This window comes from Candidatus Chloroploca mongolica (assembly GCF_004762035.2).
GTDB classification, from domain to species: Bacteria; Chloroflexota; Chloroflexia; order Chloroflexales; family Chloroflexaceae; genus Chloroploca; species Chloroploca mongolica.
This window is the reverse complement of sequence record NZ_SIJK02000075.1, coordinates 1-20,048: the sequence shown is the minus strand read 5'-3', so window position 1 is coordinate 20,048 and position 20,048 is coordinate 1. Positions and strand designations below refer to the sequence as shown.

The window sequence follows — 20,048 nt, the reverse complement described above, 5'->3', positions numbered from 1 at the left end:
CGTGACGCGGGTGGCACGTATGCACCGCATTTGACCAAGACTCGTGTCCAAAGGTACTTGACACATTCCGGATTGCCCCCAGCCACGAACGTAGCGCCGCCACTGGTGATCCCGCCGTGGATCACCGGGCCGGTCACCTTGTCGCCGTTGATCAGATCACCGACCTGCACGGCCCCATGGAAGGTATTGCCCGCGCCAAAACTGACCCCGCCCGTCTGCCCCGCCTGATTCACGTGCCCCTGACCGGGCTGGGCCGCGTGCGCCGCCGCCTGCGTCGCCAACGCCGCCAGCACCGCCGTGCGCTCCGCCGCCAGGCGGGCACGGGTACGCGGATGCGTCGCCGCCGCCCACTCCTCATCCAGCGCCGCCAGTTCGTCACGGAGCTGATCAAATCCCTGAGTCATCGTGGTTTCACCTTCACGCCAGTGCGCATCATGGCCTGGATCATCATGCCCCCTGTACGGGCACGGCAGCGCCGTGCCCCAACGCGCCCCCGGACGGGCACGGTGGCACCGTGCCCCGACGGATGACCGTGATCAGGAACGCCAACCCCACACATTATTCACCAACTTCATCAATGATTCGGTCGTAGAGTGGCTGACTGATCCAGAAACCAGCTTCGTACCTCAACGCATCAAGCAATGGCGTGACCGCACCCAGGATTCCTTGACGCTTGGCTGCCACCAATACGCCTAATAGTCCGGTATAGACCAGCCCATACTGTGCGGCGATACGACGACCTTGCTGTTCATCAATCAACAGGAGTTGCGCACCTTGTTCCTGCGCCAACACGATTGACTCCGCTTCACCTGCATCCAGGTGGCGGTGCAGCTGACGTACCAGGTTCGTCTGTTCTACTGCTCGCACGGTGATCCACGCGGCTTCCCTGACCAGATCAGCACCAAGTTTGCCCGCTCCCATCACCACGATCTCGTCATAGACAGCTGGTGGAATCAGCACGGTACCGTACAATTGGTGCACGAGATCGAGGCGCTTGATGGTCGCCAGATTGAGGAGCGGTGAGGTATTGCTGACGACAATCACGGTTGTTCCAGGTTCCGGAGGGTCTGGAGATCATCCTCAAAATCCTGCAGGTCATAATGCAGGGGAATCGCACGCCTGGCGAGCACGTGCTGAAAGGCAATCCGATCAAGCCGGGCGAGGCGGGCAGCTTGCGCTAACGTCAGACGCTGCTGTTGAAACAAGACCAGGGCAAGCTCTTGTAACAACTCATCCTCAGAAAGGTTAGCTGCCTGAAGGACTGAGTCAGGAATGACCACACTCATGGTACGCTCCCTTCAATGCTACCGACCACAGGCCCTGAACTCTAGCCACAGTGCCTTTGTGCGTAGTATACCATGGTCATCACGCACCCTCCCCCTGGGTCGTCCGATCCCCGAAGATCGCCCCCGACGCCCCCCGCCGCCCCTCGTACGGGCACGGCGGCGCCGTGCCCCGACGCCCCTCGTACGGGCACGGCGCCGCCGTGCCCCACGCCGTCCGGCCCCTGCCCCCGCGTACGGGCACGGCGGCGCCGTGCCCCGCGCTGCCGTGCCCCCACAAAAAAAATCGCGGATGTGGCGGGGGCAAACCCTTGACACCATCCTCGCCCCAGAAGAAAACAGCAATGCAGCATACAGGTTTCAGAAACCAGCATTCAGGACATCCGTGCGAACGAGGGGGGACACCACCACCCGAAAACCCTGGTCGTGGAGCGTGTAGTAGGGATGGTTCCAGCCCCGCGCCCCGCAGCGAACAAGTGTTCTATCAGTGTTATAGCCCCCACCCCTGACCACAACAAGTGTTTCGCGTGTAAAGGGTTTTTCCGAGCCGGGATAGGAATGGTAGCGATCCAGCGTCCATTGCCAGACATTGCCCGCCATGTCGAGCAGGCCCTCCGGGGTGGCCCCGGTGGGGTAGCACCCGACCGGAACCGTCCATGATGCCCCTCGGGTCGCACGGTCGTCGGCCATGGCGGCGCTGTCTTCACGCCACGTGTCACCCCATGGGTAGCGTCGCGCCGCCTGTCCACGCGCCGCCGCCTCCCATTCCACCTCGGTGGGCAGGCGGATCACCCAGCCCACCGGAAGCGCGGCGGCCAGCTCGCGGGTCAACCAGGCGCAGTAGGCCTTCGCCTCCTCCCAGGTGACGCCGACCACCGGCTGATTGGGGTGGTTCAGGTCATCGTCGTCCGCAAAAGGCGCCGCCTCGCCCCCCTGAGCGACCCAGACCTGCCATTGGGCGTTGGTGATCGGCAGCCGTGCGATCCAGAAGGCGTCGGGGATCGGCACCAGGTGTTGTGGGCGTTCGTCATCATAGGCGTCGGGATCATCGGCGTCACTGCCGATCCGATAGGCACCCGCCGGGATCAGGCGGAAATAGGCCTGGGCACCCGGCACCTCGCGCTCGGTGAGACGCTGCTGCCACGCCGCCAGGCTGACCGGCATGCGTTGATCGCCCAAGGTGCCCAACAGGAAGCCCGCGCGCACCCGCTCGACCACCGGGAAGCGGGCCTGATCCGCGGTTGCACACGCCTCGATGACATGGGTCAATTCCGCTTGCAGCATGGCCCAGAGCTCGGGACGCTGCTGGGCAACCCGGACATGGCCGACTTCCGCCAGCACCTCGGCTGCCAGGATGCGATCAGCCGCCGTCTGGTTCGCGCGCGCCCGTTGCACCAACTCGGTCGCAAGGCTGAAGACCGGGCGCAGGCGGCCCTCAAGCGCGTGCTGGCTCACCGCCAGCAGCACCGCCTCGCGCCACTGTGGGCCACGGGCGCTACAGGCCAAGGCGCGATCCACAAATTCCGGCTGCTCGTCCGGCCACCCCTCATCGCTCAGCAAGCGTCGCCCCGCCAGGTATTCCTGGAAGGTGCGGTGGGGAAAACGATAGATCTGCTGATCGTGGCGCTGCAGAATGCCGTTGCTATGGGCATTGAGGTAGGTGAGAAACTTCTCGGCCCGTTCATACCGGCGGTCGGGATCAAAGAGCGCAAAAAAGGCTGCCGCCGTCTGGAGCACGATCTCGCACGGCAGATCAGCCCCCTGCTCGCCATCACCAGCCACACTCCGCGCATGGGCGCCATAGGCCAGGTGATCGAGCAAGCGATTCAACGCCGACTCGCTCCAGCCGGGCAGTTCCAGCACCTCCCCCAGGGCCACCCGTCCGGCGGCATCCTGTCGCCACTGCAACAACAAGAGCTCGACACTGCGCCGATAGAGAGTCACCTGTTCCTCGGGGAGATTGCCATCATACGCCTGTAGCCGGATCATCATCGTCAGCAGCAACGGGTTCCCGGCCAAGCGACGCAACTCGGGCCGACGGTGCAACGCCTGGTGCAGCCTCGTCGCCAGCACCGCGGCCGACCCACGTTCGAGGCGTTGGAGGGCTTCGAGGCTCTGGAGCCAGCGGTCGATCAAGGCCTCGCGCAGCGCCGACGACAAGGGGGCCAACTCCTCGACCGGCCAGGTGGCAAGTTGGCGTTCGGGCTGCTGATAATCGAGCACGCGACAGGTCACCAACACCCGTCCGGCCCCGCGCCCCAGTTCGTCAAGGGCCGCACGCACCCGGCGCACCGTCGCCCCCTCGACCCCACGCGGCACTTCATCGAGCCCATCGAGCAAGAGCATGGCCTGCCCGTGCGCAAACGCCTGCCGCAGGTGGCCCACCAACCGCGCGGACAACCGGGCCCCATGTTCCAGCCACTCCCAGAAGAGCTCGCTCGCCGCGCGGTGGTGGGTCGGCTGCGCATCAACCCAGGCCCCAAAGGCCCGCAAGAGCGCCCGCACCGGCAGCAGCGGCCCGTGGGGCCAGTCAGGCTCCAGGCGGGCAAGCGCCTCGCTCGCGCCACCGTGGGCCTCAGCCAGACAAATGCTCAGATAATTGAGGAAACTACTCTTGCCACTGCCAGGCGCACCGGTCAACACCAGGCAGCGCTGCGCCGCCAGCGTCTCGAGCGCCCGCACACGGCGGTGCGTCGCCGCCGGGCCGAGTTGTTCTGTCACAAATTGCAGCGCCCGCTCCACTGTCACCTCATAGGTTTCGGCATACGCCTCAACACCGGCAAAGCCCCAGCCCTGGATCACACGGATTGCCCGCTCACGCACCGCAGCAGGCTCAGGCGGAGGCACCTCAACCTGGCGCTGCACCTCCAAGCCAACATAGACTGCTTCCAGGTGCAGGGGCGTCTGCTTCGGATCAGTGGCCGCCACCTCCGCCAGCGAAAGCCGCGCACAGCTCCCGACGAGTTCGACGAGATAGGTATGCAGCAACGGCGCAACGTCTTCTACCGACGCACCGTAGTAATTGAACGTCTGCTGCTGCGCCACAAACGCATCGCGCCCGGCATGCACCGTGCCGATCTGCTGGGCGTATTTATCGCGGGCGATCACATCGCCCGTCGTCACCCCGCCCTGGATGGTATTGCCAGCACCCAAACTGAGCCCGCCCGCCTGCCCTGACTGATCCACCGGCGCAGGTGGTGACGCAGGGGCAGGCGGGGGTTCGCCCGCAAGGGCTGCCAACGCTTCCAGCACCGCAGCACGATCTGCCTCCAGGCGGGCACGGGTACGGGGATGCGTCGTCGCTGCCAATTCCTCCTCAAGCGCAGCCAATTCAGCGGAGAGTTCGTCACGGCGCTGGGTCATGGGGCCCTACCTTGCAAAAAACGCGGTTGGTTTGACGCAAAGGCGCAAAGGCGCAACGTTTTTGTTTTGACGCAAAGGCATGGTTTCAGAAGGGCCGGATCAGCATTACACTCGACGGTAGTGCCGACTTCAGTCGGCTTCCGGCTCAGCCGACTGAAGTCGGCACTACGGTGAGCGTAAACTGTAAAGCTCCCTGAAACCTTGTCAAAGGCGCAACGGCGCAACGTTTTTGTTTTGACGCAACGGCGCAACGGCGCAACGTTGTGCGTGTCGGTGCGCAACCCTTGGCGATGTCGCGTGAACTGCTTTGACATGGCTTGGCTCATGGGGCATTCACCTTTAATTCAGATCGGTTCGCGGATCGCCGCCATACCCTGGGTCACCGCCACGCCCTGAACGTGAGGGATGTCACCCCGGCGGATGGTCGAGACCGACAAGCCCTACTAACCCACCGGGGCAACGCGTTCTTTGGCCATACGGCCTGGGCACTATCGCACTCGCTCGCAGAATGCCGCCGACGGGCCCGTTGCGTCGTCGGATGCCTCGGCACAGTCGCGAGCGATGGGGGACACCACCACCCGAAAACCCTGGTTGTTGTTCCTGTTGTTGGGATGGTTCCTGTTCCGCGCCCCGCAGCGTTTGGCGCTCCGAACGGCTGACGCCACTTCGACAGGCCCACCCGTAGTGTACGCCATGGCCTCCACCTGCGCAAGCGGCGCTGGTCGTGTCCCCAGGGCGATGGCATCATACGAAACCGGAGACAAAAAGCACGGGCACCCGCACGGGGTGCCCCTACACCGGATTCCGCCCCCGGCCCTGTAGGGGCACCCCTTGCGGGTGCCCTGGGGGTGCATACACGGAAGAAGCGGCGATGCCCTTGCCTCCCCGCTCGCATGGGCACGGCGCTGCTAAGGGGTGTTCGCATCGTGCTCCGTTGCCCCCGTGGCCGCCCGCGCCTGCGCTTTGCGCCATCCTCCCAACAAGCGCCCGATTTCATCAAGCATGCGAGCAGCATGCTCATGTTGCGCACTCGTGATCAGGCTCAGGTCACGCCCCTGGCGCACCAGAGCCTGGAGCTTCTGCTGCACCAACGACCTTGATCGACATGGTATACTTACATACATCCCACATGCGGGAACGTGAGTTCTCCTACGATCAACGCCCCGGACTGGAGCGTACATTCGGGTCACCATCTCGAAGCTCACAAATTGGAGCAACCGACCGCGCAGCATGTGGTGGCCTGATGGGATCGCAGTGTCGTTGATCGGTGAGTACCATGCTCATAGGCCGCGACACGCATCCGATGGAAGGAGTATACGTATGACCACTGCACAAGATCTTGTCAACGCGCAGCTCTATACGAGCGAGGATGCGGTCATCGAAGACGCGCTGCGTCATCTGCTTCGGGCGCGGCCCGATCTGCGCGTCAACCTGGCAATCTATCGCTATCAGCACGACGACATCTCACTGGCCCAGGCTGCTATGCTGGCAGGGGTGAGTTGGCCCCAAATGAGCGAGATACTGGTTGCACGTGGCATACCTCTGCGCATCGGCCCCGAGTCACTCGACGAAGCCAGGGCGGAGGTAGAAGCACTACGCCAGGCACTCCAATGAAGATCCTCAGTAATACAACCGTACTCTCGAACTTCGCCCGTATTCAGCAGCTTACGCTCCTCCACCGACTTTTTGGGACACTGTACCTGCGGAAGATCGCCACGCTCGATCAAGCCAATGGCTGGCTGGCGGCGATGATTGCCCAGGGTTACCATGCCCCGCTGACCGATCTATCGGCGCTCATTCAGCCCGAACGCTGAAGAGAACTGCCCCTGATGGCGACAGAGCGGAGGCCAAGAACCGCCTCTCCGAACTCCTGTCGCGCGTGACGGCTGGGGAGCGCTTTCTGATCCAGCGCCGGGAGCGACCGGTCGCCGTGCTGATTGTTGGGATGATTCCTGTTCCGCATGGCATCCGCCTGCGCAAGCGGCGCTGCCGTGCCTAGGGCTGTTGCAACGTCATTTCGATCGTCCGCAGATTACGCAGATTACGCAGATTACGCAGATTAGAGCTTCCGCATCTGCGTAATCTGCGTAATCTGCGGACTTTATCTAACCCTCCTGGGACGTTGCATCGGCCCTAGCCGTGCTCCTGCTAGGGGGCGCTTGCCTCGTGCTCAGTTGCCCCCGTGGCCGCCCGCGCCTGGGCTTTGCGCCATCCTCCCAGCAGGCGCCCGATTTCATCAAGCATGCGAGCGGCATGCTCATGTTGCGCCGCCGTGATCAGGTTCAGGTCACGCCCCTGGCGCACCAACAACCGCAACTCGTGCAGCGCCTCGTCGGCCGCTTGCAACGCCTGGCGTTTGTCCCGTCGGCGTGCCGCCGCGACCAGTTCCCGTTGCAACCGCAACGCCGCTTCTTGGGTCGCTTTGCCCAGCGCCGCCCGATAATGGCGGGGATAACGCACCGTGGCGGGCATGATCCAGAGGATCAAATCGTGACATCGTGCAAACAGAGGTGAATCAGCCATGCGCCTGTACCTTTGGGATAAGCTGGCGCAACACCGCCTTGCGCAAGCCAGTCGTACTGCCATGTTGCGTCTGCCCTACCCAGCCATGCACCGTCGCACCGAGGCGCTCCAGATCAATCTCGCCCGCGCCATAGGCCCGTAGCCGCATACGGTACCGCCGAAAGAAGCGCACCACATTGCGTCGTCGCAGTCGCCGCCGTGCGGGCGTGATCGTCCAGCCCACAAACGGAAAGCCTGCCGCCACCACGACCGGCTGCGCCCGACCCGCATGCAGCGTCAGCCGCAGCGTCGCCAACTGCGTCACCAACGCCGCACGCCACGCCTGCAACGTTGCTTTGTCATCGGCAAAGAGCAAGAGATCATCGCAGTAACGCAGATAAGCCCGACAGCCAAGCGTCTGCTTGATGAAGAGATCAAGGGGATGCAGATAGACATTGGCAAAAAACTGACTGGTCAGATTGCCAATTGGCAACCCACGTGGCCGCGCCAGCGCAAACAGATCATCACCCGGAAAGAGCACCGGCGTATACGCTTCCGCCAGCACATCACGCCCACCCGCCAGGATCTGATCAATCAGCATCAGCACGCGCTGATCACCAATATGGCGTGCCAGGATCTGGCGTAGCACGGCGTGATCGATGGAAGGAAAGAACTCGCGCACATCCACCGGCAAGACATACCGATAGCGCCGCGCAAAATGCTGCGCCCGATTGAGCGCCGCCAGCGTACCTTTGCCCCGGCGACACGCATAGCTATCGTGGATAAACCGGCGCTCGAAGATCGGCTCAATCACCCGACAGAGCGCATGATGCACAATGCGATCCTCAAACGGGGCCGCCGAAATAATCCGGCGCTTCCACTCACGCACGACAAACGTACGGTACCCACCGGGCTGATAGCGTCCCGCCGCAAGCTTCTCTTGCAAGCGTAGCAACCGCGTCTCAGCCTCAAACTCAAACGCCGCCACCGCCGGACGCCGCCGCTTCTTGCGACGCGCCGCCCGATACGCCTGCCACAAGTTTTCAAAACTGATCACGTGTGGCCAAAGATTGCGCACCCGTTTTGGCATCCCCACCTCCCCGTCCGGGCACGGCGCCGCCGTGCCCCGACAGCTGCCGCCCGTACGGGCACGGCGTCGCCGTGCCCCGACAGCCGTGCCCCAACAAAAAAATCGCGGATGTGGCGAGGGGAAAACCCTTGACACTTTGCTCGCCCCAGAAGGAAACAGCAACGCAGCAAACAGATTTCAGAACACAGAATTCAGGACATCCGTGCGAACAAGGGGGGCCGCCACCACTCGAAAACCCTGGTAGTTGACCGAGCCGCTGGGAAGAGCCCAGTACCGCGCCCCGCAGCGAACATATGTGCTATCTCCATAGTACGCATAACCTCGCCACGGCACATCCAAATCACTAGGTGTAAAGTCTTTCACCTCCTGGTCGGCCTGGCCTGGATAGGCCTTGTACCTGCTACTGGCCCACTCCCAGACGTTGCCCACCATGTCCAGCGCCCCACACGCCGCCGCCCCTGCCGGGCAGAGGCCCACTGGGGCCGGGGCGTTGCGTTGCCAGACATCATACACCGCCTGCTCCGGGGTTGGCGCGGTATCCCCCCACGGATAAGCGCGTCGCTCGGCAGGGCCAGCACAGGCCGCCGCCACTTCCCACATCGCCTCGGTCGGCAGGCGTAGGGTAAAACCGGTCGGCAGCACGTCAGCCAGGCGTTCGCTCAGCCAGGCACAGAAGGCCGTGGCCTCGTACCAGGTCACCCCGATCACCGGCTGATTGGCCCCGTTGTACTGCTCATTATCCCACAACCGCGGCTGCTGATGCTTGTTCCACTGCTTCCACTGCCAGCCCTCCGGCGTCCACCAGCGTTCCGCCGCAGCGTCATAACCTTCAGCGACAAACGCGGCGTACTGCGCAACGGTGATCGGATACCGGGCGATCCAGAACGGGGCCAGTTCATGCGCCACCGCCGTGTCATCGTCAGCCCAGCCACCAATCGGGTAGCGGCCCCCAGGCACAAAGCGCCAGTAGTGATCACCCCGCACCGTCAGCACAGTCGTGCGCTGTGCCAGGCTCGCCTGCCACGCCGCCAGCGTCACCGGGCAGCGTGGGTCGCCGAGCTCGCCCAGCACGCGTCCAACGATCAGGCGATCACTCGGCGGCACGGTCGCGGTCGGGGCGTTGAGCAACGCCACGATGGCCTGCCGCAGCGGACGCACAATGTCGTCGTCGAGGTCAAGGTGATAACTGGCGGCAAACGTGACCAGGCCACCCATGCCCTGATAGGTAAGCACCGCCAGCCGGGTATCCTGGTACCGCTGCGCATCCGGTTTCGCCTGCCCTCCACGCGCGGCGGCCCAGAGCTGTTTCAGCCAGAGAAAGCCATCTTTGGGCGCTTTGCCCTGCACCACTAAGCGCCCGGCCAGCAGGACGAGCACCTTGCGCCAGCGCTCACGATCTTCGCTCTGCCACACCGCGTACGCCAGGTCGCTCATGGTTGGCTGATCAGCCAGATAACAGGCCGCCAGATACTCTTGAAACGACAGGTGCGGAAAGGCAAAGGCATCGTCCCCCCGCGCAACCAGCAAGCCCGCCTCTTCCGCCAGCACCGCTTTGAAGGTCTCGTAGGTCGCCAGCGGATCAGCCACGCGGAGCCGTTGAAAGAATTTGACCAGCCGCCCCTGCAGCAGATCGTCGCTGATGATGCCGCGCCCCTCGTCACCACGCCCATCGCGGTGCGCCTCGTACGCCAACTGGTGCAACGGATCGCGTAAGTGGGCCAGGGTCAAGCCCGGCGGCTGACCCAGGCGCTCAAGCAGCCCGGGCCGTTTTTTCAACCCCGGCTGGCGCACCGGTTCCCAGCGGTCGAGCAGCAAGAGCACACACTCCTCATACAGTTCCACTTCGTCGTCGGGCACATGGTGATTGTCGTGCAGCAACGTCAACATCGTCAGCAGCAACGGCGAACGCACCAACGGGGCGAGGGCCGGGCGCGCGGCCAGGTGGTCAAGCAGCGTTGCGGCGGTCTGGTCAGCGGCGGCGACGGTCAGATCCGGATCGAGGGCCGTCAGCGCACGAAACCAGGCCTGCACAAACGTCTGCACCTGGCCGAAGGCGAGCGGGCTGATCGTCCGCACCTGCCAGCCCTCGGCGGCGGGCAACTGCCACGTCGTCGCACTCTGATAGGGCAAGACCCGGCTCGTTACCACGATCCGCGCCTGCGTGCGCATCCCTAGGCGCTGCACCGCCTGCGCAACCAGACTGCGCGGGCTGGCCGTCCCGCCTTCCGCCGACAGCTCATCGAGGCCATCGCAGAGCAGGATCACCCCGTCGCGCCGCAGCGCCTCGCTCAGGGCGTCGCGCAGGCCCGCGCTGAGGCCCTGTGGCCCATCGAGGATCGCGCCAAGCGTCTGCCAGAGGGCCTCATCGGGCGTATGCGCGTGGGCCAGGTGCTCAGCGACCTGCGCAAGCGGCACCAGGATCGGCACCGGCGTCGCGTCGTCGGCCCACCCTGCCAGGCGCTGTCGCACCCCGCAGGCCCGCTGCGCCAGCAACGCGGCGAGATAGCGCAGCACCGTACTCTTGCCCGAGCCTGGCTCGCCGAGCAGCACCAGCCGCCGCTGCCGCGCCAGCGCCTCCAGCGCCAACTCGGCCCGCGTCAACGTCACGTCAACCGCAGTCGCCTCAGGCAGCAGGTCAAGCCCCCCGGCCACGTCCAGCCCCACCCGCCCGCGCCGCTCGGCCCCCAACGCCGCGTCCGTCCGGCCATCCAACCCGGTCACCCCCACCGCGATCACCCGCTCGGGGGCCACCGCCTCAGGGGAACGCGGGGTCTGTTCCAGCCGCTCGAGCAACCGGCGCACGCGGCCAACCGTCGCCGTGGTGCGCAGCCGCACCACCGGCGGGCCATCGGTGGTCAAACTGGTATAGACCGCCTGCAAACGCAACTCCGGCACGGCCGGCTGCTCCCGTCCGGTCTGGCGCTGCCCGGCAATGCGCTGCAAGCGCATCGTACTACACTCGTTGGCAACGTAGGCCAGGTAATCGGTCAGCAACGCCTGGGCGTCAACCGGCGGATGCGGCCCATAGAAACAGACAATGGTCTGCTGGGTTGCCACGAACGCATCGCGCCCGGCGTGGATCGTGCCGATCTGCTGGGCATGTTTATCGCGGGCGATCACATCGCCCGTCGTCACCCCACCCTGGATGGTATTGGCGGTACCCAAACTGACCCCGCCCGCCTGCCCTGACTGATCCACCGATGCCGGTGGTGGCGCAGGGGCAAGCGGGGGTTCGTCTGCAAGGGCTACCAACGCAGCCCGTACCCGGTCACGTTTTGCTTCCTGGCGCAGCCGCACGGGGGAACCGGGGGCCAGCGCCGCAATCACGTCGTCAAGCTCAGCCAATTCAGCGTGGAGTTCGTCACGGCGCTGGGTCATCGATGTACTCCTGGAGGGAAGGGTTCCACCACCTGCCGTCATGATACATGCAACAACGCCTTCGGCATACGACCTGCGCTGCCCGCGCCGGGGCCGAGGTGCCGCAGCGCGAGAGACGCAACGACGCCACGGCGCAAAGACGCAAAGATGCAACGCAGATCCCGCAACCCTTTGCGCCTTCGCGCCGTGGCGCCACACAAACCAGTGTCGTATGCGAAACCTACCCCTCCGGCGGCGCAGCGGCGGGCGGGCGGGCATCGTCGACCAGCGCCCGCAGCACAGCAAACAACTCAACCGAGAGCAAGACCGCCGTCGGTTTGCCCTTCTGCGTGATCACCACGGGGCGCTGCTGCTGCGCCGAGCGCCGGATCATCGCCGCCAACGAACTGGCCGCTTGGGAAACGGGAAGCACACCATGCTGGAGGTCAATGTCAAACATATGTCGGGTGGAAACGGGCATCGGGTTGGTTCCTTTCGTGCGGTTAGGTGGCCGGGGGCCTGAGAAGACAACGGCATGCATGCATGTGGCGTCATCCTACCACACCCTCGCATCCGTTGCCAAACAAACAGGGGCAAAGGGAGCAACAAATCCGCTGCTATGCCTGTGAGCTAATTCAGTGCGTTCGTCACGAAGGTTGACCCGAGTTGGCGCAAGGACGCAATGCTCCGCAGAGAGGAGCAACAAACCATTGGGGCATGATGACCACCAGGAAACCACGCCATACGAGTACTATGCCCAAACAGGAAGATCGTACTACCGCATCCTGGGGGAGCGCACAAGAGCATGGAGGGTGGTTTTGGTACAGATAGCATGAAGGCTATCACCCATTGCCACCAAAGGAGATTCTGCCATGCCTCGCTCCCTTTCACGCACGCTCGTCGTGTTCATACTGTCCCTCCTCGTGATCACGTTGCTTAGCACCACCGGAGGGCTCCGTGCTATGCCGAACCCGCCACGGTTGCTGGACGATGCTACCTTTGTGATCGCTCCTGGCTTTGATCATGTGGCTATTCAGACCTTTCTGGAGAGCCAGGCAGGATCGCTCGCAACCTATCAAGCGTCGCTGGATGGGCAACCTGCTCCCGCCGCCCACGTGCTGGCCGTTGCCAGCCTGGGCGAGGCGTATGCCTTGAATCCCCGGGTCTTGCTCACGTTCCTGGAACTGACCACTGGCTTGGTGCGCGATCCGCAGCCGCTACCCGCTGTGCTGGAACAACCCTTTGGCTTGACCGATCCAGCCTCAGCCAGCTTTGAGGCGGATCTGTTTGCCATGGGGGAGTTGTTGCGTCGGTCTTTTGCCGCCTATGATCCAGCGGAAGCCCCCATCCTGACGCTGGGCAATGAACAACGCTATGCACGTCCACCCTTGCCCAATGCAGCCACATATGCGCTCGAACATGCGCTGGCCCGTCTTGCGCCCGACGCCGCAACCTTTGAACGCTACCTTGGGGAAGGCCCTGGTTCCTTTCGGGGGACGTTTGCTGCGCTCTTTGGCGATCCTGCCTTGCTCGCCCTCACTGTTGAGCCCTTGCAAACCGTCGCTCCGTTTCTGACGACCCCCTTCAGCGGAAGCTTTCGCGCAGGCTCGTTCTTCGACCACGATCGCACCAAGGGGGTGTTTCGTCGTTTCGATGGGACAAGCACCGGGGGATATGATGGGCATGAGGGCACCGATTACCCAATGAGCGTGGGCCAGACCATCATCGCGGCGGCGGATGGGGTCGTGGTTGATGTCGCCGTTGATCGGCAAGAGGCGGGCGTTGGCCAGAGTTGGTGCATTGGCTATCCGTACACGCCGGTCACGGGGATGATTATTCAGCACCAGGTCGAAGGCATCACCTATCGAACATGGTACTGGCACCTGGAATCGCAGGGCATTGCCACTAATCCGCGCACTGGTCGGCGCTTTCAGCTTGGCGACACCATTTTCCGTGGCGAAATGGTTGGGCGATCAGGGAACACTGGGTGTTCAACCGGTCCCCATCTCCATTTTGGCGTGCAACGCAGTGGCATCGCGACCGATCCCTACGGATGGTGCGGTGCGGGCAACGATCCGTATCCAACCTCAAACCAGGTCTTATGGTCTGCGCTTGCCAGTACGCCCGCGCCCTGCGCGGTTGCGCCACCACCCCCAACCTACAGCGGCGAGTTTGTCAGCCAGACCTTCCAGCCACAGATGGTGGCCGGTAGTACCCAGCAGGTGCAGGTGCAGGTGCGCAATACGGGAACGGGGGCCTGGGATGCCAATACCAAGATCGTTGCGCTCCCGCTCGACCAGAACCATCCGTTCTATGATCCCTCCTGGCTTGGGCCGTATCGCATTGCCAGCCCCGGCGTGGTGCAACCAGGGGCCATTGGCGTCTTTCAGTTTACCCTGCGTGCGCCGGCAACCCCCGGCTCGTATCGCATCGAGTTTGGCTTCGTCCAGGAGGGCACCGCCTGGTTTAGTGCCCCAGCACAGGGGGCGGTCTTCTTCCCGATCACGGTCACAGCGGCGAGCGCGACGCTGCAGAATAACTCGTTTGAAGACCCCGCTGGCCCGGCTCCCTGGCAATGGCATGGCTCGTGCAATAGAACCACCTATGAGTCGGGTATCTATGGCGTGACGGCGTTTCATGGCACGCGCTTTCTCGCGACCAACCGGGGTGAGCAGCCTGAGTGTACGTCGTTCTACCAGGATATTCCCTATGTGCCCACCCCAGGCACAACCTACACCTTTGCGCTCATGATCCACGCCCCGCCCGGAACGACGCGCACCGGCACCCTTGCGCTCTGGGCGATGGGCGGCGAGCAACCCAATGCTAGCCGTACATTCACAGTTAGTCAGCAGGGCTGGATGTGTCACGAGGTGAGTCTGACGATCCAGCAGAGCGGCCATACCGGGCTGCGCGCCGAGGTCTATTTTCCCAACGAGGCGATTGGCGTTGATACGTTGTTTGACTATGCGCTGGTGCAAGAAGGAACCGCTTCCCTCTGCCCGGCGGTTGGGAGCGGCAGTTCGCGGCCGGGGGTCTTTGCGGCGGCCTACGAACGCAATCGTGCCAGCGCCACGCTGGGCTCACCAATGACCGGTGCCTTCTGGGGTGGCGAGGCGAATCCGGTGGTGATGCAATGGCTGACCGGTGCAGGTGACAGCCGCCACGCGATGATCTTCCACGATGAGGTGCGCGATCAACCGGCGGGATCCGTGCCAGCCTATGTTTTGCACGGCCCGCTCTTCACGGAGTACTGGAGACGCGGGCACGTCGATGCGTGGCTCGGGGCCCCCACCAGTGATGTCTTCACCAACGCCCAGGGGCAATTCCAAGCCAATTTCACCCATGGCTACCTGGTCTTGGAACCGCAACTGGATCAGCCCGCCCAGGCGTATGCGTGGCCGACCCCAGCGACCGAGCACTGGTATGTGCGGTATTTCAATGGCATGAATCGTCAGGCTGGCCCAACCTGGGTGGAACATGTGTCCGATACGTGGGTGGCGCACAATTGGGAGTTTGAAGCCCCCGGCAATGGGCAGGTTGGCGTCTGGGATGATGGGTTCAGTTCGGAGTGGACCCGTACCGTGACGCTGGTTGGCGGGGAGTATGAGTTTTTTGCGTATGGCGATGATCGGGTGCAGGTCTTCCTCAATGACGAACCCTTGATGAGCGCCGCCTACCTCGAAGCGAGGAGGCTGCGCCGCATCCTCCCCACCGGCGTCTACACCTTCCGCCTCGAACACGAGGAGGATCAGGGCGGGGCGCAACTGCAATTTGCCTGGATGCGCCTCACCGCGAGTCGGGTCTATCTGCCGGTGGTGCGCCGCTAGGTGTCAGCAGGTCGCGTACCCATTGGGCACCTAACGCCAGGATGTTCGCTTGCACGGCGAGGCGGTGACGAAGCCACCGCCTCGCCACGCAAGGGCATGTGGCGAGGGGCACACGTCCCAGTTCCACCAACACGGCGGCCCGGCACGGTGCATGTGCTCTCCGCCGTATACGTTCACATGTGGGGAAACAAGCACACCTGGGCACGAGGGCGTCCCACCCTCGCGCTAGGGCGATTGCATCATACGAAATCGGATACAACGGGGCACCCGTACCGGGGCGGGGCACCCGCAAGGGGTGCCCGTACCGAGGCGAGGCCGCATCCGGTGTAGGGGCACCCCTTGCGGGTGCCCTTGCGGGTGCCTTGGCGGGATGCCTACACGGAAGATGCAATCGCCCTCACCCTCGCGCCCAAGCGAAGGGTGAACAGGCACGCTCCGCCAGGTTTTGGTATCATGCAGGGCATCTGCCGCCACACGCCATGGATGGAACGACGTTGCCCGCCCAGCAATGACGCCCTTCAGGCGACCAGAGAAGAAGCGTGCTGCCGATGAAACTGCCTACCTTTCACGATGTCCTCCGCGCCCAACGCCAGATCCGCCCCCACCTGGCACGCACCCCACTCCATCGCTACCCGGCCCTCGACGATCTGGTCGGAACAGCAACCTGGGTCAAGCACGAGAACTATCAACCAGTCGGGGCCTTCAAGGTGCGCGGCGGGCTCAACCTGGTCGCCCAACTCAGTCCTGACGAACGGATGCGCGGCGTCATCGCGGCCTCAACCGGCAATCACGGCCAGTCGGTCGCCTTTGCCGCCCGTCGCTTTGGCGTCCAGGCCCGCATCGTGGTGCCCGAGGGCGCCAACCCCGGCAAACTCGCCGCGATGACCGGCATGGGGGCGGAGGTGATCGTCCACGGGGCCGACTTCGACGCCGCCCGGCTCCACTGCGAGCGCCTGGCTCGCGATCATGGCTACCGCTACATCCACTCCGGCGATGAACCCCTGTTGATCGCGGGCGTGGGGACCCAGACGCTCGAAATGCTCGAAGACGAACCCGAGCTCGAGGTGATCATCGTGCCCATCGGCGGGGGCAGCGGGGCCGCCGGAGCGTGCCTGGTTGCCCATGCGATCAACCCCACCCTTCAGGTGATTGGCGTCCAGGCCGCAGCCTCCCCCGCAGCCTACCACTCCTGGCACCAACGCACGCTCACCTGTGCGCCCAACACAACCCTCGCTGAGGGGTTAGCCACTGGCAGCGGCTTCGCCATGCCCCAGGCCATCCTCTGGGAACGCCTCGCGGACTTCGTCCTCGTCGAGGAGGAGGCGATCCTCCAGGCGATGGTCAGCATGCTCGAACGGGCCCACACGCTCGCCGAAGCGGCAGGGGCCGCACCGCTGGCAGCCGCCCTCCACCTGCGCGAGCGCCTACGGGGACGGAAAGTCGGCCTGGTGTGCTCAGGTGGAAACAGTTCGCTCGCCCACCTGCGCCAGGCCCTCAAGGAAGGATGAAACAGAATCTGGGCCAGATAGATAGATGGTACAATAGGAGTGCAACGCCAGGGAACAAAGAGGGGGTGAGCCATGACCAGGAATACGGTCTCGATCCAGGTGCCAGAGGAGATCTACCAGCGTCTGGAGCGCCTAGCCAGTCTGACCAAGCGACCCCTGGAGACCCTGGTGGCGCAGACGCTGAGTGCTGGCCTGCCGCCGCTGCCGGATGATCTCCCCCCAACGATGCGTGATGCCCTCCAGGCCCTGGAACAGGTTGAGGCGCGGGTGTTGGAGCAGGTGATGCGCGAGCGGATGCCTGAGCCAGAGGTTCAACAGTTTGAAGCCCTGCGCGAGCGACAACGAGCCGGGATCCTTACGCCATTGGAAAGCCAAGCCCTCGCTACACTGAAGCACGACGCTGACCTGCGCACGCTACGCAAAGCGTATGCCGCCGTACTCCTGAAGCTACGCGGTCAACCCGTTCCCTCCCTGACCGACCTGGAAGCATAGCCATGGCTCCCGCCTATCTCTCGGTCGAGTTGCGTCGTCTTGTCCGTGCCGATGCAGGTGCCCGCTGCGGGTACTGTCACACACCTGAGGCGTTGATTGGCATGCCGATGGAGTATGATCACCTGTACCCTGAGGCCTTAGGCGGGCCGACCGAGCGCGAGAATCTCTGGCTTGCCTGCACGCGCTGTAACGATTTCAAGGGCAATCGCATCAGTGGGCGCGACCCCGAAACCGGTGCAACCCTGCCGTTGTTTCACCCGCGCACCCAGCGCTGGAGGGAGCACTTCACCTGGTCGATGGCCGGGACACACATACTCGGGTTGACGCCACTTGGCCGCACGACGGTTGCCACGTTGCGTCTGAACAACGATTTCATCGTCGTTACGCGGCAATTCTGGGTGGCAGCGGGCTGGTGGCCCTTCGCTGAGGATAGCTAAGAAACAGGGGCAAAGGCACCAACAAATCCACTGTTGTTCCTGTGAGCCAATTCAGTGCGGTAGCACAGAATACCCCGCCTGGCCGCATTCCCAGCGCCAGCCTCTGAGCGCGGCTGGGACGCGCTGGTTCCTGCGGGCATAGCCACCGCACACGGACTATTTGGCTTTCCGTAGCCGCACATAGACCACTTTCGCCCCAGGTTCGCCGCGTGCGGCAACGTCCACCAGATCGGAAAACTGCGTGCGGATCAACTCGCCGAGCTTCTTGAACCCGTAGCGGCGGGGATCGAAATCCGGCTTGATCTTCATGAGATAGGAACCGACGGCCGCTAAGGTACTCCAGCCCTCCTCGTCGCTTGGCACATTCGCCAAGGCGTCGCGGAGCAACTGTGCCGCATCGTCGGTCACCGGTTGTCCCTCAGCAACCGGCTTTGGGAGGGTCACGGGTGCCGGTACCGGCGCGTCTGGTGGGGGCAGGGGCGCGCCCTTGGCCGCACTGGTGCCTTTGCTCTTCACCAACGTCGTCACGTCCGAAACCTCAACCGGCACCTCCTGCGTTTCGAGCAATTCCACCGTGATAAACTTATGGCAGACCTTCCGAAAGGCTTGCGGGGTACGCTCATCACCAAAGCCATAGACCAGCACGCCTTCTTCGCGCAACCGCATCGCCAGCCCGGTAAAATCGCTATCGCTCGAAAGCAGGCAAAACCCATCAAAGCGGCGGGTGTAGAGCAAATCCATCGCATCAATAATCATGGTGCTATCGGTGGCATTTTTGCCCGTGGTATAGGCAAATTGCTGAATGGGTTTGATGCCAAACTCACGCAGAACCTTGCGCCATTGCGCACTCTGGGGCGACGTAAAATCGCCATAGATGCGCTTGACCGTTGCTTCGCCCAGGGTCGCAATTTCTTTCAAGATGCTGGCAAATTTCGCGGGTTGGGCGTTATCCGCATCAATGAGCACCGCCAGTTTCAAGCTCGGCTCTTCGGCCTCAATTTTCGCCACGAGTTTGGGATTATAGGGCATCGCAGGGTTCCTTGATCACGATCAGTGGAGCGCCAGGCTGCGGCACTGACAAGCGGGGGCACACGCCAGATCGCGGCGGCTCGTGGGCATGAGGCTGACAACCTGCTTGCGGGGTGGGCCTCCTCCTCCTGCGCCTCAGCAGTCATCGATCAAACCAGGGCCGCCGCGACAACGGCATCCATGCATGTGGCGTCATCCTACCACACCCTCGCATCCGTTGCCAAACAAACAGGGGCAAAGGGACTAACAAACCCGCTGCTGTGCCTGTGAGCTAATTCAGTGGGCCACGACGGAACACCCCGTCTGGCCGCGTTCCCAGCGCCAGCCTGCCTGCGGAGCCGTACGGCATCTAGGGCGATTGCATCTTCCGTGTAGGCACCCCGCCAAGGCACCCGCAAGGGCACCCGCAAGGGCACCCGCAAGGGGTGCCCCTACACCGGATGCGGCCTCGCCCCGGTACGGGCACCCCTTGCGGGTGCCCCGTTGGATCCGATTTCGTATGATGCAATCGCCCTAGTACGGCACCCGTCAGCCCTTCCCCTCGCCCTCAGATCGCCTATAATAGAGGCATGTGTCCGCAGCCGACCTTTCAGGGGCCATGCCATGTCTGATCGCCTCGCCGCCGTCGATCTGACCCTGACCCTCGGTGCCACCCCGCCCGGCTACGTGGCCGAGGCGCGGCTGATCCAGCCGGGCAGCCAGGCCGACGCGGTGCTGGCAAGCGCGGTACCGCTTGCCCTCGACCCAGCCGCCCTGCTTACCCACGCCCTCGACCCGGTGGCCTATGGGCAGGCGCTCACCACCCAACTCTTCGCGGCCCCGGCCCTGCGTGACGCCTGGCAGCAAGCGCGGGCGCTGGCCCACGGCACCAACCGGCCCCTCCGCGTGCGCCTCAGCCTGCCCGCCGACGCCGCTGATCTCCACGCCCTGCGCTGGGAAACGCTGCGCGATCCGAGCAACGACCTGCCCCTGGCGTGTGATGAACGCATCTTCCTGGTACGCACCCTGGCGAGTAGCGAGCTGCGTCCAGTGACGCTCGGGCCACGCCCTGACCTGCGGACGCTGCTGGTGGTCGCCAACCCGCATGATCTGGCGCGGTACCACTTGGCCGCGCTCGAGGTCGCGGCAGAGGTTCAACGGGTGCGCGACGCGCTGGGGGC

The 20,048-nt window shown here is 63.9% G+C and carries 16 protein-coding genes and 1 pseudogene; 7 read left to right on the top strand and 10 right to left on the bottom strand.

What is annotated here, in order from left to right:
* The 5 genes from EYB53_RS22805 to EYB53_RS22785 form a co-directional block, all read right to left on the bottom strand.
* Nucleotides 1–404: hypothetical protein (locus EYB53_RS22805; RefSeq protein WP_135481452.1), on the bottom strand; the 404-nt coding region annotated here is incomplete at its 3' end.
* A 154-nt stretch (nt 405–558) separates the two neighbouring features.
* A complete protein-coding gene (locus EYB53_RS22800; RefSeq protein WP_135481450.1) occupies nt 559–1,044 on the bottom strand; it encodes a PIN domain-containing protein in 486 nt (161 codons plus the stop codon).
* On the bottom strand, nt 1,041–1,286 hold the full coding sequence (locus tag EYB53_RS22795) for a UPF0175 family protein (protein ID WP_135481448.1): 246 nt from the start codon (nt 1,284–1,286) through the stop codon (nt 1,041–1,043). Before EYB53_RS22795 ends, EYB53_RS22800 begins: the two co-directional genes overlap by 4 nt.
* A 357-nt stretch (nt 1,287–1,643) precedes the next feature.
* Nucleotides 1,644–4,646 carry an SUMF1/EgtB/PvdO family nonheme iron enzyme gene (locus tag EYB53_RS22790; protein WP_135481446.1) on the bottom strand — a complete coding sequence of 1,001 codons (3,003 nt, stop codon included), beginning with the start codon at nt 4,644–4,646 and terminating at the stop codon, nt 1,644–1,646.
* Between the two features lie 908 nt (nt 4,647–5,554).
* A complete protein-coding gene (locus EYB53_RS22785) occupies nt 5,555–5,734 on the bottom strand; it encodes a four helix bundle protein (RefSeq protein WP_135481444.1) in 180 nt (59 codons plus the stop codon).
* Between the two features lie 232 nt (nt 5,735–5,966).
* On the opposite strand from EYB53_RS22785, the gene EYB53_RS22780 reads away from it, so the two are divergent.
* Together EYB53_RS22780 and EYB53_RS22775 are read left to right on the top strand one after the other, a co-directional pair.
* Complete coding sequence (locus tag EYB53_RS22780) at nt 5,967–6,260, top strand: UPF0175 family protein (RefSeq protein WP_167857559.1); 294 nt, start codon at nt 5,967–5,969, stop codon at nt 6,258–6,260.
* Nucleotides 6,257–6,460 (top strand): hypothetical protein, encoded by a 204-nt coding sequence (locus EYB53_RS22775; RefSeq protein ID WP_135481439.1) that lies wholly within the window; start codon nt 6,257–6,259, stop codon nt 6,458–6,460. The genes EYB53_RS22780 and EYB53_RS22775 overlap by 4 nt, the downstream gene beginning before the upstream one ends.
* A gap of 334 nt (nt 6,461–6,794) precedes the next feature.
* Here the strand turns inward: EYB53_RS22775 and avd are convergent, their stop codons facing one another.
* The 4 genes from avd to EYB53_RS22750 all read right to left on the bottom strand — a co-directional run bounded on the left by avd (nt 6,795) and on the right by EYB53_RS22750 (nt 12,076).
* Nucleotides 6,795–7,169: a diversity-generating retroelement protein Avd gene (gene avd / locus EYB53_RS22765; RefSeq protein ID WP_167857558.1), complete on the bottom strand. Its 375-nt coding sequence runs from the start codon at nt 7,167–7,169 to the stop codon at nt 6,795–6,797.
* Complete coding sequence (locus EYB53_RS22760) at nt 7,162–8,238, bottom strand: reverse transcriptase/maturase family protein (protein WP_135481434.1); 1,077 nt, start codon at nt 8,236–8,238, stop codon at nt 7,162–7,164. Before EYB53_RS22760 ends, avd begins: the two co-directional genes overlap by 8 nt.
* Before the next feature lie 177 nt (nt 8,239–8,415).
* A complete protein-coding gene (locus EYB53_RS22755) occupies nt 8,416–11,616 on the bottom strand; it encodes an SUMF1/EgtB/PvdO family nonheme iron enzyme (RefSeq protein WP_167857557.1) in 3,201 nt (1,066 codons plus the stop codon).
* Nucleotides 11,617–11,836: 220 nt separating this feature from the next.
* On the bottom strand, nt 11,837–12,076 hold the full coding sequence (locus EYB53_RS22750) for a type II toxin-antitoxin system Phd/YefM family antitoxin (protein WP_135481430.1): 240 nt from the start codon (nt 12,074–12,076) through the stop codon (nt 11,837–11,839).
* Nucleotides 12,077–12,467: 391 nt separating this feature from the next.
* On the opposite strand from EYB53_RS22750, the gene EYB53_RS26230 reads away from it, so the two are divergent.
* The 4 genes from EYB53_RS26230 (at nt 12,468) to EYB53_RS22730 (ending at nt 17,859) form a co-directional block, all read left to right on the top strand.
* Nucleotides 12,468–15,422, top strand: a complete 2,955-nt coding sequence (locus EYB53_RS26230) for a LasA N-terminal domain-containing protein (protein ID WP_135481428.1) — start codon at nt 12,468–12,470, stop codon at nt 15,420–15,422.
* A gap of 548 nt (nt 15,423–15,970) precedes the next feature.
* Entirely contained in the window at nt 15,971–16,930 is a 960-nt protein-coding gene (locus EYB53_RS22740) for a threonine ammonia-lyase (RefSeq protein ID WP_097654586.1), read from the top strand.
* A gap of 72 nt (nt 16,931–17,002) precedes the next feature.
* Nucleotides 17,003–17,422: a YlcI/YnfO family protein gene (locus EYB53_RS22735; RefSeq protein WP_135481426.1), complete on the top strand. Its 420-nt coding sequence runs from the start codon at nt 17,003–17,005 to the stop codon at nt 17,420–17,422.
* A 2-nt stretch (nt 17,423–17,424) separates the two neighbouring features.
* On the top strand, nt 17,425–17,859 hold the full coding sequence (locus EYB53_RS22730; protein ID WP_135481423.1) for an HNH endonuclease: 435 nt from the start codon (nt 17,425–17,427) through the stop codon (nt 17,857–17,859).
* Between the two features lie 156 nt (nt 17,860–18,015).
* Here EYB53_RS22730 and EYB53_RS22725 read toward each other — a convergent pair whose 3' ends face one another.
* Complete coding sequence (locus EYB53_RS22725; RefSeq protein ID WP_135481420.1) at nt 18,016–18,888, bottom strand: NYN domain-containing protein; 873 nt, start codon at nt 18,886–18,888, stop codon at nt 18,016–18,018.
* A gap of 603 nt (nt 18,889–19,491) precedes the next feature.
* On the opposite strand from EYB53_RS22725, the pseudogene EYB53_RS22720 reads away from it, so the two are divergent.
* Nucleotides 19,492–20,048, top strand: a pseudogene (locus EYB53_RS22720) (CHAT domain-containing protein); the annotation flags it as partial.